The sequence below is a fragment of the Micromonospora sp. NPDC047812 genome, from assembly GCF_040704175.1.
Taxonomy (GTDB): Bacteria; Actinomycetota; Actinomycetes; order Mycobacteriales; family Micromonosporaceae; genus Micromonospora.
Genome location: NZ_JBEYRY010000001.1, coordinates 1,551,418 through 1,566,204, shown reverse-complemented (window position 1 = coordinate 1,566,204; position 14,787 = coordinate 1,551,418). Strand labels below are relative to the sequence as shown.

General features: G+C 75.7%; 11 protein-coding genes. 3 read left to right on the top strand and 8 right to left on the bottom strand.

The window, feature by feature from the left end:
• Window positions 1–63: 63 nt before the first annotated feature.
• From AB0883_RS07245 to AB0883_RS07215, 7 genes are read right to left on the bottom strand one after another with little or no spacing between them, the layout of a single operon-like run.
• Window positions 64–2,382, bottom strand: a complete 2,319-nt coding sequence (locus tag AB0883_RS07245; protein ID WP_366640089.1) for an AAA family ATPase — start codon at window positions 2,380–2,382, stop codon at window positions 64–66.
• Between the two features lie 22 nt (window positions 2,383–2,404).
• Entirely contained in the window at window positions 2,405–2,953 is a 549-nt protein-coding gene (locus tag AB0883_RS07240; protein ID WP_366640088.1) for a hypothetical protein, read from the bottom strand.
• Window positions 2,954–2,998: 45 nt separating this feature from the next.
• Window positions 2,999–3,736, bottom strand: coding sequence for an ATP/GTP-binding protein (locus AB0883_RS07235; protein ID WP_366640087.1), 738 nt, complete (start codon window positions 3,734–3,736; stop codon window positions 2,999–3,001).
• Window positions 3,714–4,187: a DUF742 domain-containing protein gene (locus tag AB0883_RS07230; protein WP_366640085.1), complete on the bottom strand. Its 474-nt coding sequence runs from the start codon at window positions 4,185–4,187 to the stop codon at window positions 3,714–3,716. The genes AB0883_RS07235 and AB0883_RS07230 overlap by 23 nt, the downstream gene beginning before the upstream one ends.
• Window positions 4,184–4,654, bottom strand: a complete 471-nt coding sequence (locus AB0883_RS07225; RefSeq protein ID WP_366640084.1) for a roadblock/LC7 domain-containing protein — start codon at window positions 4,652–4,654, stop codon at window positions 4,184–4,186. The genes AB0883_RS07230 and AB0883_RS07225 overlap by 4 nt, the downstream gene beginning before the upstream one ends.
• Window positions 4,651–7,218 (bottom strand): nitrate- and nitrite sensing domain-containing protein, encoded by a 2,568-nt coding sequence (locus AB0883_RS07220; RefSeq protein WP_366640082.1) that lies wholly within the window; start codon window positions 7,216–7,218, stop codon window positions 4,651–4,653. Before AB0883_RS07220 ends, AB0883_RS07225 begins: the two co-directional genes overlap by 4 nt.
• Entirely contained in the window at window positions 7,205–8,389 is a 1,185-nt protein-coding gene (locus tag AB0883_RS07215) for a hypothetical protein (RefSeq protein WP_366640080.1), read from the bottom strand. Before AB0883_RS07215 ends, AB0883_RS07220 begins: the two co-directional genes overlap by 14 nt.
• 363 nt (window positions 8,390–8,752) lie before the next feature.
• Between AB0883_RS07215 and AB0883_RS07210 the strand changes: the two genes are divergently transcribed.
• Together AB0883_RS07210 and AB0883_RS07205 are read left to right on the top strand one after the other, a co-directional pair.
• The gene (locus tag AB0883_RS07210) at window positions 8,753–11,620 is read left to right on the top strand and encodes an alpha/beta fold hydrolase (protein WP_366640079.1); all 2,868 of its coding nucleotides are present in this window, start codon (window positions 8,753–8,755) and stop codon (window positions 11,618–11,620) included.
• Complete coding sequence (locus tag AB0883_RS07205; protein ID WP_366640078.1) at window positions 11,617–12,492, top strand: ABC transporter permease subunit; 876 nt, start codon at window positions 11,617–11,619, stop codon at window positions 12,490–12,492. The genes AB0883_RS07210 and AB0883_RS07205 overlap by 4 nt, the downstream gene beginning before the upstream one ends.
• A 13-nt stretch (window positions 12,493–12,505) precedes the next feature.
• Here the strand turns inward: AB0883_RS07205 and AB0883_RS07200 are convergent, their stop codons facing one another.
• Window positions 12,506–13,066, bottom strand: coding sequence for a DUF4232 domain-containing protein (locus tag AB0883_RS07200; protein WP_366640076.1), 561 nt, complete (start codon window positions 13,064–13,066; stop codon window positions 12,506–12,508).
• A 553-nt stretch (window positions 13,067–13,619) separates the two neighbouring features.
• Between AB0883_RS07200 and AB0883_RS07195 the strand changes: the two genes are divergently transcribed.
• Window positions 13,620–14,786: a hypothetical protein gene (locus AB0883_RS07195; RefSeq protein WP_366640074.1), complete on the top strand. Its 1,167-nt coding sequence runs from the start codon at window positions 13,620–13,622 to the stop codon at window positions 14,784–14,786.
• Window position 14,787: the final 1 nt, after the last annotated feature.

The window sequence follows — 14,787 nt, the reverse complement described above, 5'->3', positions numbered from 1 at the left end:
GACATCAGCCCGGCGGCCCGGCGGGCACACCCAGCCCCCGGCCGGGCCCGTGGAAGCCGGCGCTCAGCCGCCCCGCTTCTCGGCGTACGCGGCGAGCCAGGCGACCTGGGCCGGGTCCAGGGACGGGCGGACCCGGGCGCGGGCCGCCGCCACGTGCGCGGCCGTGACCGCGGACGCCGTCAGCGACTCCCGCATGGCGGCCAGGGCCGCCTCCCGCACCAGCGCGGCGCAGTCCGCCGCCGAGAAGCCGTCCAGCTCCCCACCCAGCTCCACGAGGTCCACCTCGGGCGCCAGCGGCACGTTCCGCGCCGAGGCGCGCAGGATCTCCGCCCGCGCCGGCCCGTCCGGCGGCGGCACGTAGACCAGCCGTTCCAGCCGTCCCGGGCGCAGCAGCGCCGGGTCGACCAGGTCGGGGCGGTTCGTCGCGCCGACCACCACCACGTTGCGCAGCGTCTCCACGCCGTCCAGCTCGGTCAGCAGCGCGGCCACCACCCGGTCGGTGGTGCCGCCGTCGCTGGCCTGGCCGCGTACGGGGGCGAGCGCGTCCACCTCGTCCAGGAAGATCAGGGTGGGGGCGGCCTCCCGGGCCCGGCGGAACAGCTCGCGGACGGCGCGCTCGCTCTCGCCGACCCACTTCGACAGCAGCTCCGCACCCTTCACCGAGAGCACGTTCGCCCGTCCCGAGCCGGCCAGCGCCGTGACCAGGTAGGTCTTGCCGCAGCCGGGCGGTCCGTAGAGGAGCACCCCGCGCGGCGGTTGCACGCCGAGCCGGGCGAAGGTGTCCGGGTAGGTCAGCGGCCAGAGCACCGACTCGGTCAGCGTCTCCTTGACCTCCGTCAGGTCGCCCACGTCGTCCAGCGTCACCGAGGCCAGCTCCAGGGTGGAGGCGGCCATGGTGGTCGGACGGACCACCTCCAGCGCGGCGGTGAAGTCGGCCATCGCCACCGTCGGCGTCTCGGCCGACTTCTGCCGCAGCGCCGCGCGCACCCCGGCCTCGCGCAGCAGCGCGGCCAGGTCGGCGGCGACGAAGCCGGGGGTACGCCCCGCGACCTCGTCGAGCCGCACGTCGTCGGCGAGCGGGACCTGCCGGGTCAGCACCGTCAACTGCTCCCGGCGCAGGGCCGCGTCCGGCAGCGGCACGCTGATCCGCAGCGAGAGCAGGTCCGGGGCGCGCAGCGCGGGGTCGACGGCCTCGGGCCGGCCGGTGGTGCAGACGACGGCCGCCCCCGCCCGTACGGTCTCGGCGACCACCTGCCGGAACACGGTCGCCACCGGCCCCGGCCCGTCCGCCGGGGCGAGCGCCTCCACGTCGGTGACCAGCAGCACCCCGGGGCCGTCGGCGCGCGCCTCGGCGGCGGCGGCGCGCAGCCGGTCGGCGGCGGCCTGGTTGGTCAGCGCGGCCACCTCCGGGGCCCAGAGCGGGCTGACCCGGGCCCCGACCCGGGCGGCCACGGCCCGCACGAGCGCCGCCTTGCCGGAGCCGGCCGGCCCGGCGATCAGCACGCCCAGCGAGACGGTCGTGCCCAGCCGGCCGAGCACCTCCCGGTGGTGGAAGCCGAGGTCGAGCAGCTCGGTCAGCTCCTCGGCCTGCGCCCGCAGCCCGGGCAGCTCGTCCACCGCGGGCGGCGCGTCGTCGGCGCTCCCGACGGTCCGCCCGGCGGCGTCCACGGCGCCCGGGGGGCGTACGTCCGCCAGGCCGGCGCCCGTGGCGGGTGCCCGGCCCGGGGCGGTCCCGTTCGCCGTCGGGCCGGCCGCGTCGAGGCGTCGCCCCCGCGCGGCGGGTCCGGTGCCGGCGGAGCCGTGGGTCGCCTGGCCGTGTTCCCAACCGACCACCGTGTCCATGGTGACCAGCGAGCCGGTGTCGGGCTCGGCGGCGACCACGGCGAGCAGCGTGCTGGTCCAGGCGTACCCGACGCTGTTGGAGAGGCTGCGCCGGGCGGCCTCCACCAGGCTGCGCACCGAGGCGTCGGGCAGCACGTCCTGCGGCAGCAGCGACACGTCGTCCCCGGTCGTCACCACCTTGCCGAGCAGGGCCAGCCGGAGCATCTCGGGCGAGACCACGGCGGCGATCTGCGCCGGACCGGCGAGGAGCACCCGGCGGGCCGGCGTGACCGGCAGGCGGCTCACCGTCACCTGGGCGCCGTCGCGGATGCCGAGGTTGCCCAGCATCAGGTCGTCGGCGTAGAGCAGCGCGGTGCTGGCGGTCGGCTCGGCCGGCGCGACGATGCCGGCGGTCACCCGCCGGCCCGCCAGCCGCACCGGGTCGCCGGGACGCAGCGCCAGCGCGGTGAGCACCTCCGGGTGCAGCCGGACGACGCCCCGTCGGGCGTCGAGGGCCGCCGGCCGCAGGCTCGCGGTCAGGGTCAGGTCGGGTTCCGCCACCGCCCGACCCTAGCCGCCGTGGTCACGCCCTGCCCGTCCCCGGCGCGTTCCGTGCTCCGCGAGGAGCGTCACCGTCCCCGAGCAGGGAGGGGTCGCGGCGGATCAGCTCGGCCAGCCGCGCCGCCGGGTCGGGGGTCAGCCCCTCCTGGGCCGGCGCCCAGGCCGGCACCGTCTTGACCGACATCGGCCACGCCGGCGGCGGCGCGGGGGCCTCCGCGTCGACCGTCACGCCCGCGTCGGTCCAGGCGACCCGCAGCGGGTACGCCTGCCCGTCGTGCTCGACCCGGATGCTGACCGCCGTGCCGGGATGGCCGGCCACCACCCGGCGGACCGCCTCGGCGATCTCCGCCACGGGGTCACGGGGCTCCGCGCCCCGCCGCGCGTCGGCCCAGCCGGGTCCGGCGTTGCGTCCCTCGCCCCGGACGTCGGCGCGCCCCGGGTCGGATCCGCCCCGCGCCTCCGCCGCCGCGACGGCCTCCCCGCCCGTCGCCTCCGCGTCGGCCGCCCGCCGCCGCAGCGCCTCCTCGCGGCGGGCCATCCGGGCCAGTGTCTCGTCCAGTCCACCTCTCATCACGACCACCCCTTCTCGTGAAACGGGTCGAACCGCCGGAACGGTTCAGGACCTCCCCTCCCGGGTGGCCCGCTCGAGTGCGCGGTCCAGGACGACCAGCAGGGCGTCCCGCACCGAGAGCCGGTCCCGGGCGTCGAACTGCACCAGGGGCACGTGGTCGCCGACGGCCAGCGCCCACCGGATCGCGTCGAGGTCGTGCGCCAGCCGCCCGTCGAAGGCGTTCACCCCGACCACGAAGGGCAGGCCGGCCCGCTCGAAGAAGTCGATCGCCGGGTAGCAGTCGTCCAGCCGGGCGCTGTCCACCACGACGAGGGCGCCGAGCGCCCCCCGGGCCAGGTCGTCCCACATGAAACCGAACCGGGCCTGCCCCGGCGTGCCGAACAGGTACAGCTTCAGGCTGCGGTCGATGGTGACGCAGCCGAAGTCCATCGCCACCGTGGTGGTGGTCTTCGCGGAGCGTACGCCCGGGTCGTCGACGCCGATCCCGGCGGTGGTCATCTCCGCCTCGGTGGTCAGCGGGGCGATCTCGGAGATCGCGCCGACCGTGGTGGTCTTGCCGACCCCGAAGCCGCCGGCGATGAGGATCTTGACCGGGATAGGCGGTGCGGCGGCCGGTGCCGGCCGGGGCACGGCGGCCACCCCGGTGGCCGGCGCCCGGTGCGGCGGCGGAGCGGACGCGGCGGGCTGCGGCCCCGTGGGGGAGCCGTACCGGGTGGCGGCGCTGTTGGCGGCGATCCCGCCCAGCGGGGCGACCGGCCATTCAGGAGATCGCACGGAGTCCATCAATCACTCGCAGGATGATGTCGGGATCGAGGGCGTCGGCGCCCTCGTGCACGTCCAGGTGGCCGGCGGCGCGGAGGTCGCCGACCAGCACCCGGGTCACGCCGAAGTGCAGCCGGGTACGGGCGGAGATCTCGGCGACCGAGATCGGCTCGTCGCAGAGCGAGACGATCGCCTGCAACTCGGGCGCCAGCCAGGTCGGCGGCCCCGGACGGTCGGCCGCCGGCCGGGCGGTCACCTGCGTCTCCAGCCCGATCGCCGGGTCGGCGCCGGCCACCCGCCCGGCGGTGAGCACGAACGGGCGCGGGCCGGCGGGCCCGTCCTCGGCCGCCGGCGCGGCCGTGGTCGCCGGCAGGCCGGGCCGGGCGTCGTGCGGGGACGACGCCCGCAGGTAGGGCCGGATCCGGACCGTGGGTTCCGGGTCCGGCCCCTCGCCGGCGACCTCGGAGGTCATTGCTGGGCGGCGTTCTTCAGTTCGGCGATCAGTCTCGGGGTGAGGGCGCCACCGGCCCGCCCGGCGAAGAGCGTCATCTCGTAGGCGACGGTGCCGAGGTTCGCCGAGCGGTCGGCGACCACCCCGAGCACGGAGCCGCTGCTGATCGCGCTGATCAGCAGGTAACCCTCGGCCATGTCCACGACCACCCGGTTCAGCCCGCCGAGGGCGTACCAGCTCGCGGCGCCGCCGGCGAGGCTCGTCATGCCGGAGACCACCGCGGCGAGCCGCTCCGCGTTGGAGCGGTCCTTGATCGCCGACATGGCCATCAGCAGCCCGTCCGACGAGACGGCGATGGCCTCCAGCACGCCGGCCGTGCTGGAGGTGAAGGAGTCCAGCAACCAGTTGAAGGTGCGCGCCTCCGGGCTCAGGTCCCCGGCGCCCGGGTTCTGGTGGTCGACGTTGTCGTGCGGGAAGGGGCTGGTCACCGTGATGTTCCCTCTTCGTAGCGGCGGTCTTGGCTGACTTCACGCAGAGCGCGGGCGACGCCCGCCTCGAACGCGGTGAGGAGGTCGCGGACCGCGTCCGGGTCCTCCGGTGGGCGGTCGGGCTGCCGGGCCGGCGTGGCGGTCAGGTTCGCCCCGGGCACCCGCCGGGTCAGCCCGGCCGGCGCGGCGCCGTCCGGCGTACGCCGGCCCACTTCGGCCCGGCGTACGCCCGACTCGACGGCCTCGACGAGGGCGCGGGCGGCGGCCGGGTCCGCGTCGGTGACCTCCACCGGTCCGGGCTTCGGCGGGGCGGCCGGCGGCCCGGCCGGGCGCAGGGTGGCGCCCGGTACCCGCTGCCGGATGCCCCGCCCGGCGGCTGCGGCCGGTGCGTGCGGCCCGGTGCCGGCCGGTGTCCGCAGCTCGACGCCGGCCGGCTCGCCACCGGAGCTGAACGCGTCCCAGGAGGCGCCGGACTCCAGGCTGCGGGTGGCACGGCTCAGCAGCGCCGCGTCGAACCCGGACGGCGCGGACTCCGGCGCCGCGCCGACCACCGCGTCGGACCCGGCCGGCGCCGCGCCGACCGCCGCTTCGGACCCGGCCGGCGCCGCGCCGACCACCGCCCGGGGCCGGGCGGCGTCCGGCGCGGCGGGCGGGCGCCGGTCGCGGGCGGGTACGGCGGCCCGGGCCACGGTCACGCCGGCCCGCTCGGCGCGGTGGACCACCAGCGACGTCTCCGGGACGTCCAGGTGCGCGGTCACCCCGCCGCCGGCGGTCGGCGTCAGCCGCACCTCCCAGCCGTGCCGGCGGGCCAGCCGGCCCACCACGAAGAGCCCCAGCACCTCGGTCGGCGCGAGATCGAGCCGCTCCCGCCGGGTGAGCCGGGCGTTCTCCTCCGCCAGCCGTTCCGGGGCCATGCCGATGCCCCGGTCGACCACGGTCAGCCGGGCGCCCGAGCCGGTCGGCTCGCCGCCCACGGTGACCCGGGTGTGCGGCGGGGAGAAGACCGTCGCGTTCTCCATGAGCTCGGCCAGCGCCAGGACGAGGTCGCCGACGGTGCCGGGCGCCACCGACACGCCGGGCGGGACCTGCACGTCGACCCGGGTGTAGTCCTCGATCTCGCCGAGCGCCAGCCGGACCACGTCCCCGAGCGGCACCGGCGCCACGTGGGGGTCGGCGCCGGCCGAGCCGGAGAGCACCACCAGGCTGCCGGCGTTGCGGCGCAGGCGGCTGGAGATGTGGTCGAGCCGGTACAGGTGCTCCAGCCGGCCGGGGTCGGTCTCCTGCCGCTCAAGCCGGTCGATCAGCGCGATCTGCCGGCCGACGAGGTTCTGCGTACGGCGGCCGACGTGGCCGAACATCTGGGCCACGTTGCGTCGGCCGGCGACCTGCCGTTCCACGAGCCGGGCGGCGGTGCTCTGCACCCGGTCGAACGCGCGGGCGAGGTCGCCGATCTCGTCGCGGGCGCGCACGTCGACGGGGTCGAGGCGTACCGGCGCGGCGCCCTCGGTCTCGTCGTCGGCGACCCGGGTCAGCTCCGCCTCGGCGACCCGGGCCACCCGGTCGGCGGAGCGGGTGAGCCGGGTCAGCGGCCGGGCCACCGTCCGGGCGACGGCCGCGCTGAGCAGCACCACCAGGGCGAGGATCAGGGTGACGATCCCGCCCACCAGGTACGCCTCGGTCAGCGCCCGGCGTTGCTGACCGCTCACCTCGGCGATGACGTCGGCGACGAGCTTCTTCTCGATGAACTGCCCGAAGGTGATCATCGAGCGGACCGACGGGAAGAGCGCGTCCAGCGTGATGTCCCGGGTCGCGCCGGCGGGGTCCAGCGCGCTCCTGGTGAGGAAGTCGGTGCTGGTCCGGGCGGCCACGGCCGCGTCGTTGAGCGTCACCAGCTTCAGCTGCTCCGGCGTGATCAGGCTGCGGAACCCCTGGTTGTCCGCCCGCAGCCCCGCCATGCAGGCGACGTACGAGGCGCTCGCCCGGGGCGAGCCGGTGGCCTTGACGAGCACGATGAGGGTGGCGCAGGCGCCCATCGCCTCGTCGACGCGGAGCAACCCGTCGAGGGCCAGCACCTGCCGCCCGGCCGCCGTGCCGGTGTCCACCCCGAACGGCAGCCGCAGCGCGTCGATCAGTCCCGTGCTGACCGGCCCGTACGCGGCCATGATCTCGTCCGGGGTGGCGGTGCCCGCGAGCACCGCGGCACGCAGGTCGGTCAGCCCGCGTACGCCGTGCAGGGCCTCGGTCACCTCCGGCGGCAGCAGGCCGGCCGGGGCGGCCCGCAGGTCGGCTACCCGGTCGTCCACGCCGGCGGTCTTCTGCATCAGCTCGCTGCGGGTCACCCGGCCGAGCAGCAGCCCGACCGAGAGGACGCGCTCCTGTTGCAGGTCCTGCACGAGGCTGCCGATCCGGCTGGCGACGCGGACCCGGTCGGCGGTCTCGCCGGCCCGTTGCGCGGCAGCCACGCGGTCGAGCACCGCCGGCACGGCCAGCGCCACCATGCTCAGCAGCGGGATGACCACGAGCAGCGCGAGCTTGCCCCGGATGCGGAGCCTAGCGAGCAGCATCGAAGGTCCCCCACTGCGCGCTCCCGGGCTCGCGGGCCGAACCCGCCGGCTGGAGCTGACGCGGTTCCGTACCCCGGGCGGCGCCCGGCTGCCACGGCGTGTCCTCCGACGGGGCGTCGGCGCCGTACCGCCCGCGCCGGGCCTGTGCCGCGCGCCCGGGGGCCCGCCGGCCGGCGGTGAGCCACACCGCGCCCAGCGCCGCCCACAGCAGGACGGCCAGCACCCCGGCCGCCACGGTCAGCCAGCGGTCCCGGTCCAGGTCGCGGACGCGTCCGGCGAGCAGCGCGTCGAGTTCGTCCAGGATGACGGGCTGGAGCTGCTCGGCGGCGGTCTGCGCGTTCAGCCGGGCGCCGGCGATCCGCGCCTGGTCGGTCCCCGCGTCGCGACCGGCCGGCGCGGAGTGGGCCGCCAACGCCTCGACGGCCCGCTGGTAGGTGTCGAGCGGGTTCAGCACGCTCGGGCCGAGGTCGGCGCTCTCCGAGCTGTCCACGGCGGCCCGGAGGTCGGTGACCAGGTCGCCGGCCGGGGTGAGGACGTTCACCCGGAGGGCGGCGATCTCGACGGCGGTGCGGTTCCGGTCGGCGGCGGGCCGGCGGGCGGCGAGCACGGCCAGGTCGGCCAGCCGTCCCGTCGCCACCACCGTCTCGGGCAGGTCCCGGCTCGCATGCTGGAGGAAGAAGGAGTCCGGCCGGGGGTCGCGGACGAGCCCGGACGTCTCCCGGACCTTGCCGTGCAGGGCCAGCAGCAGGTCGGTGGCCTCGCCGTACGCGGTGAATGCCGCCTCCGGGTCGGCGGGGCCGCGGGCGCCCAGCGCCTCGATCCTGGCCCGCAGGCCCGCCCAGCGTTCCTGGGTGCGCAACTCGTCGCCGATCCGCGCGTCGACGGAGGCGGCGGCCTCGACCGCGCGGGTCAGCGCCTCGCTGGTGACGGGCCGGGCGGCGACGGCGGCGGACTGGGCGTCGACCAGGGCGTGGGTGACCGGGGCGAGGGCGCGCAGGTACTCCACGCCCAGCCGTTCCCGCCCGGCCAGGTCCCGGTCGTCGGCCGTGAGCCGCCAGGTCTGGACGAGGAGCAGCGTCATCGGCGCGAGTAGGGCGACGAGGAGCAACAGCGGCAGTACGCGGCCCACCGCGGTGGGCCGCCGGGGGGCCGGCGGTGCGGGGACGGTCATGTCTGTCTCCTCCGGCGGGAGCACGGGATCGGTGGGGGTGTCGGGGGTCGACGGTGAAGTCCCGTGCACCGGACCGGAAAACTAACCGACCAGCGGGGACCGTTCCGGCCGCCGGACGGTCAGCTTTGCGTCATGAAGCCCGAAGTAACCGCTGGGTCACCCGTCGGGCACCGTGCGTGCCAGGCCAGAGAGTGACAAGGATGGATCGGAGCGGATTTCCGACGAACATCGGAATTCACGTGATCCGAATTCATCTCGGTGGGACGGTCTGGACCGCGCCGGTGCGACGCCGATCGGATCAGCCGGACGGACGTACGGAGGATCTCAGCCAACGCTCAGGATCCGGGCCGTACCGTGTGCCGAATGAGATCGCCGTCGTCGGCCGCGTGGATCCGGCGTGCCCTGCCCACCCGCCGACGCGCCGTCGCCGCGACGGTGGTCGTCGTGCTGCTCGCCGCCGCCGTGACCTGGGCCGTCCTGCCGCAGGAGCCGGCCGTCCGCACCGAGGCGGCGTTCGTGAACGTCCGCTCCGGGCCGGCCGGGAACGAGCCCGTCGACCTGGACACCACCTTCTACCTGCCCGAGGACGCCTCGGCGGCGAACAAGGTGCCGGCGGTGCTGCTGGCGCACGGCTTCGGCGGCACCAAGGAGTCCGTCCGCGCCGACGCCGAGGAGTTCGCCGGACGCGGCTACGCGGTGCTCACCTGGACCGCGCGGGGCTTCGGCCGCAGCGGCGGGCAGATCCACCTGGACCACCCGGACTACGAGGTCCGCGACGCCGAACGTCTGCTGGACTGGCTCGCCGCCCGGCCCGAGATCCGCACCGACGCCGCCGGGGACCCGAAGGTCGGCGTCGTCGGCGGCTCGTACGGCGGCGGCCTGGCGCTGCTGCTCGCCGCGCAGGACCAGCGCGTCGACGCGATCGTGCCGATGATCACCTGGAACGACCTGTCCCGCTCCTTCCTGCCGGAGAGCACGGGCAAGGAGCCCACCGAGGGCGTGTTCAAGTCCGGCTGGGCCGGCCTCTTCTTCGGCGGCGGCGGCAACGTCGGCTCCGGTCCGGCCGGCCTCTCCGGGACGAGCGCCGCCCAGCCCGAGGGGGCGCCCGCCTCCGCCGGCCCGCCCAGCCCGGGGCCGGGCGCCGGTCCGGGCACCGGTCCGGGGGGCACCCCCGCCGGGGCCGCCGACCCGGCCTGCGGCCGGTTCGCCGCCGACATCTGCGCCGCGTACCTGCGGATCGCCACCACCGGCAAGGCCGACCAGGCCGCCGTGGACCTGCTGCGCCGTTCCAGCCCGGCCGGGGTGCTCGACCGGATCAAGGCGCCGACCCTGCTGGTGCAGGGCGAGGCGGACACCCTCTTCCCGCTCGGCGAGGCGGACGCCAACGCGCGCGGCATCGCCGCCGCCGGCACGCCCGTCCGGGTGGCCTGGTTCACCGGCGGGCACGACGGCGGCGAGGGCCCGAAGACCGACTCGGACCGGGTGAAGTTCCTGACCGTGCAGTGGCTCGACCACTACGTCAAGGGCGAGGGCGACGCACCGGGCGACGACTTCACCTGGTCCCGCATCGCCGGCTTCGACGCCCTCGACCGGGGACTGGTGGCCACCGGCTACCGCTACGCCGACTACCCGGGCGTCGCCGGCACGGCCCGCCGGGACGTGCCGGTGGCCGGCCCCGCCCAGCCCGTGGCCAACCCGCCGTCGCGCAACCCGGCCGCCATCTCCTCGGTGCCCTTCGCCGGTGAGTTGTCGTCGCTGCTCGGCGGCGTGGCCGGGGACATCCCCGGCCAGCACGCCCGGTTCGAGTCGGAGCCGCTGGCCGAGGCGGTGGACGTGGTGGGCGCCCCGACCGTCGACGTCCGGGCGGCGTCGCCGACGGGGGAGGCGGTGCTCTTCGTCAAGCTCTACGACGTCGACCCCAACGGCGCGGCCACCCTGCCCAACGGCCTGGTCGCCCCGGTCCGGCTCACCGGCCTGCCGCCGACGATCGACGCGGCGCGGCCGGTCACCGTCACCCTGCCGGCGATCGTCCGGCGCTTCGAGGCCGGGCACCGGCTGCGCGTGGTGGTGGCGACCTCCGACCAGGCGTACGCGACTCCCGTCGAGCCGGCGGTGCACACCGTCTCGGCCGGCGGAGGCACGGTCAGCCTGCCGACCGTCGCCGGCGACCCGATCCCCACCTCCGCGACCGTGTGGCGCTGGGTGCTGGCCGGACTGGTCGCGGCGATCGCCGTCGGGCTCGTCGTGGTCGTCGCCGTGGTCCGCCGCCGGCACCGCCGCCAGGACAGCTCCGTGCACCCGGCGTACGCGGGCGTCCCACTGGCCGTGCGGCAGCTCCGCAAGGAGTACGCGGACGGCTTCGTCGCCGTGTCGAACGTGGACTTCGAGGTGCACCCCGGTCAGGTCGTCGGCCTGCTCGGCCCGAACGGCGCGGGCAAGACCACCACGCTGCGGGTGCTGATGGGGCTGACCCAGCCCACCGCCGGCGAGATCTACGTCTTCGGGCACCGGTTGGTGCCCGGGTCGCCGGTGCTGTCCCGGATCGGCGCGCTGGTCGAGGGGCCGGGCTTCCTGCCGCACCTGTCGGGGCTTGCGAACCTGAAGGCGTACTGGCGGGCCACCGGCCGGCCCGCCGAGGACGCGCACTTCGAGGAGGCCCTGGAGATCGCCGGCCTGGGCGACTCCGTGCACCGGCGGATCAAGAACTACAGCCACGGAATGAAACAGCGCCTCGCCATCGCGCAGGCGATGCTGGGCCTGCCCGAGCTGCTGGTGCTCGACGAGCCGACCGACGGGCTCGATCCGCCGCAGATCGCGGAGATGCGCCGGGTGCTCCAGCGCTACGCCACCGACGGCCGGGCGGTGCTGGTCTCCAGCCACCTGCTCGCCGAGGTGGAGCAGACCTGTACGCACGCGGTGGTGGTGAACAAGGGCCGCATCGTCGCCTCGGGCCCGGTCGAGGAGATCGTGGGCGAGTCGCCCAGCGTGCTCTTCGACGTGACCGACCCGGAGGCCGCCCGGGCGGTGCTGGACGGCCTGGACGGGGTGCGGGTGCTTCCCGACGGCGAGGGGCAGCTCGTGGTGGACACCAACGGCACCGCCCGCAGCGAGGTGGTCGCCGAGCTGGTCCGGGCCGGCATCGGGGTGGACCGGGTGGTGCCACGGCGCCGCCTGGAGGACGCGTTCCTCGCCCTGGTGGGCGAGAACTCTCGGGGAAGCGGGGACCGATGATGGCGGGCACGTCACCCACGGTGGGAGCGGCGGCCGGCTACCGGCCCTCGGCGACCCTGCCGTTCGGCGCCGAGTTCCGGCGGCAGGCCTCCCGGCGGCGTACGCAGCTCGCGCTCGGCTTCATGGTGCTGCTGCCGTTGATCATCCTGATCGCGTTCCAGTTCGACACGGGCGACGACGACGACAACGGGCGCGGGGAGTTCGGCAGCCTGGTGGAGTTCGCCACGTCGGGCGGGCTGAACTTCACACTCTTCACCATCTTCGTCTCGGCGTCGTTCCTGATGGTCGTGGTGGTGGCGCTGTTCTGCGGGGACACGGTGGCCAGCGAGGCGAGCTGGGGCAGCCTGCGCTACCTGCTGGCGGTGCCGGTGCCCCGGGCCCGCCTGCTGACGGTGAAGCTGCTCGTCGCGCTCGTGTACTCGGCCCTGGCGCTGCTGCTGCTCGCCGGCACCGCCCTGCTGATCGGCACGCTGCGCTACGGCTGGGAGCCGTTGCGCAGCACCGTGGCGGCCCAGCTCGAACCGGGCGAGGGGCTGCTGCGGCTGTTGGGCGTGCTCGGCTACCTGGCGGTCGTACTCCTGGTGGTGGCCGGCCTGGCGTTCCTGCTGTCGGTGGTGACGGACGCCGCGCTGGGCGCGGTCGGCGGCGCGGTGCTGCTCTGGATCCTCTCCAGCATCCTCGACCAGATCACCGCCCTGGGCGCGCTGCGGGCGTTCCTGCCGACGCACTACAGCACCGCCTGGCTGGGCCTGCTGTCGACGCCGGTGCAGACCGACGACGTGGTGCGCGGCGCGATCTCGGCGATCAGCTACGCGACGCTGTTCTGGGGGCTCGCCTTCTGGCGCTTCACCCGCAAGGACGTCACCAGCTGAGACGCCGGGCGCCTCACGGCAGCGGCACCGGGCTGCCCGGCGCCGCCCTGCTCGGCACCGGGCTGTCCGGCCGGGCCGGCGTCGGCGCCGGGTCGGGCGCCCTCTTCTTCCAGGCGCTGACGCCGATCCGGCCCGTGTTGCCGAGGTCGATGGGCCCGTCCAGGCCGACGACCTGCGCGGGCCCGCCCACGGCGGGCGCGACCTCCAGGCGCTCGCCGTTGGTGGCGACGACCGTCGAATCGGTGACCAGGTTGCGCCAGAGCACGGCGGCACCGGCCCGCTCGCCGGGCCGCAGGGTCAGCGGCCGGGGCGGGTCGTCGAAGCCCGACGTGATCTCCTTGGCCCCGTCGACCACCCGGACCGGTATGGGGTCGCCGTCGCCGTCGAACAGGCGCAGCACGGGGTAGCCGTCGAGCCGGTAGGGCTTCGTGCCGCAGTTGACCAGTTCCAGGCCGAGCGCGCGCAGACCCATCGCGGCGCTGGTGCCCGGCGAACTGATCCGGACGCCGGATGCCGGGCACTCGGTGGTGGGAGTGGCCCAGAACGCCGTCGCCGACGCGGACGCTGTCGGCATCGTGCCCGGCATCGTGGTCGGCACCGGATCGGCCGCCGGCGGGTCGGCCGACGACGGGGCGGTCGCCGGCGCACAGGCGCCGAGCAGGACGAGGCCGGCGATCGCGAGCCCGACCGTCCGTGCCGGACCTGGAACGCCGCCGCGAGAGCCCGCTGCGGGCCGGCGTGCGGAACGGCGTGCGGGTCGGCGCGCGGGGAGTGCCATCGTCCGATCATCGCACCGGCCGGCGCGCCACCGATCCGCAGACACCGACCGGTGGAGGTCCGCAGACACCCGCCCGGTGGGAGGTTCGGTGGGCCCTGCCGAGCTGCCCCGTCGGTGCGACCGGCCGGAGCGGGTCACCCCTGCGGTTCCTGTCGAACTGAATCGCCTACGACATCACCCGGCCCGGAACACCGGGCGAGATGGCGGCGGGTGCGGCGCTCCTGGCCGGACGTCGTCCGGATGCCCTGAGTGAGGGCATGGCGCCGGTGAGTGAGAATCGGGTATGGCCACTTCTCCCGCCGAGCCGGCACCTGAGCCGCCGGCCGAGCCGTCGTCCGTGTCTTCGCCCGTGCCGCTGGCCGAGCCGTCGTCTGCATCCCCGCCGGTGCCGCAGGCTGAGTCGTCGTCCGCGTCCCCGTCGGTGCCGCAGGCTGAGTCGTCGTCCGTGTCTTCGCCGGTGCCGTCGTCAGTGTCCCCGCCCGTGCCGTCACCGGCGCAGCCGCCCGGGCCGTCGCCCGGGGGGAGTGCCTGGGCCGTGCTGGCGGATCAGCGCCTGCCCGGGTTTCGCGGGCTTCCGCCGAAGCAGCGTGCGGTGTACGCGACCGTCGCCGCCGTCGTCGTCGTGCTCGGCGTGCTGTTCGCCTACCACGCCAACCTTCTCCTGGACCGGTCGACGGCCACCGATCGGGCCCGCTCGGACAGGCAGGCCCAGCAGGCGGTCGACCGGGAGCGGTCCGCGTTCGTGGCTACCGTCACCCCTCTCGACTACGACCAGTACCTGCCCGAGGCCTTCACCGTGCTGCTCGACCGGCCGTTGACCGAGGGCGAGCAGGCCACCCTGACCGCCCTGAACGGCGACGCGTCGCGGGTGTGGGAGTTCATGAAGCCGCTCGGCGGCCGGATCGTCGAGGACGCGTCCTATGTGGCGCCCTTCGAGGACGGCAACGAGAATCGCGGCGATGCCCAGACGTTCGACCTGAACCTCAACAGCGACCGTGCCGCCGGACTCACGATCAACAACATGACCGCCGTCAAGGATTCGTGCCACGCACCCACCGCGCAGACCGTCGTCGTCATCCCCCCGGCGGGTGCCGAGTCCCGGCAGGGCCTGCTGTGGGACCTGACCGGCGGGCCGACGGACAAACCGCACGGCCCGTACGTCCTCGACGAGGGCGAGCCGCAGGAGGGCCAGCTGTACTTCCGTCGCAACGTCGTCGAACTGGGCAACGGTCAGTCGAACATTGCGTTCCGCATCCAGCCGGAGGTGTCCACCCACACCTGCGAGTGGCACATCGTCGCCTCGTACACCGACACGACCGGTTCCCACGAGCAACGCATCCCGAGCGGCACCGGTACGTTCACCACCGAGGCCGTCCCGTCGCAGCCCATGCAGTACTTCGAGCGCGTGCCAACCTCGGGATGGGGCTGCCTCGGCAAGGTGAGTCAGCAGAACTGCCCGGCCACCGGGAGCGTGCGGCTGCCGAGGCCACCAGTCCACCGACCGGTCCCGGACTGAG

What these genes read in the sequence shown, in the direction of transcription:
- AB0883_RS07240 (WP_366640088.1), bottom strand. Translation starts at nt 2,953, where the DNA reads ATGAGAGGTGGACTGGACGAGACACTGGCCCGGATGGCCCGCCGCGAG.
- AB0883_RS07235 (WP_366640087.1), bottom strand. Translation starts at nt 3,736, where the DNA reads ATGGACTCCGTGCGATCTCCTGAATGGCCGGTCGCCCCGCTGGGCGGG.
- AB0883_RS07230 (WP_366640085.1), bottom strand. Translation starts at nt 4,187, where the DNA reads ATGACCTCCGAGGTCGCCGGCGAGGGGCCGGACCCGGAACCCACGGTC.
- AB0883_RS07220 (WP_366640082.1), bottom strand. Translation starts at nt 7,218, where the DNA reads ATGCTGCTCGCTAGGCTCCGCATCCGGGGCAAGCTCGCGCTGCTCGTG.
- AB0883_RS07215 (WP_366640080.1), bottom strand. Translation starts at nt 8,389, where the DNA reads ATGACCGTCCCCGCACCGCCGGCCCCCCGGCGGCCCACCGCGGTGGGC.
- AB0883_RS07210 (WP_366640079.1), top strand. Translation starts at nt 8,753, where the DNA reads ATGAGATCGCCGTCGTCGGCCGCGTGGATCCGGCGTGCCCTGCCCACC.
- AB0883_RS07205 (WP_366640078.1), top strand. Translation starts at nt 11,617, where the DNA reads ATGATGGCGGGCACGTCACCCACGGTGGGAGCGGCGGCCGGCTACCGG.
- AB0883_RS07200 (WP_366640076.1), bottom strand. Translation starts at nt 13,066, where the DNA reads ATGCCGACAGCGTCCGCGTCGGCGACGGCGTTCTGGGCCACTCCCACC.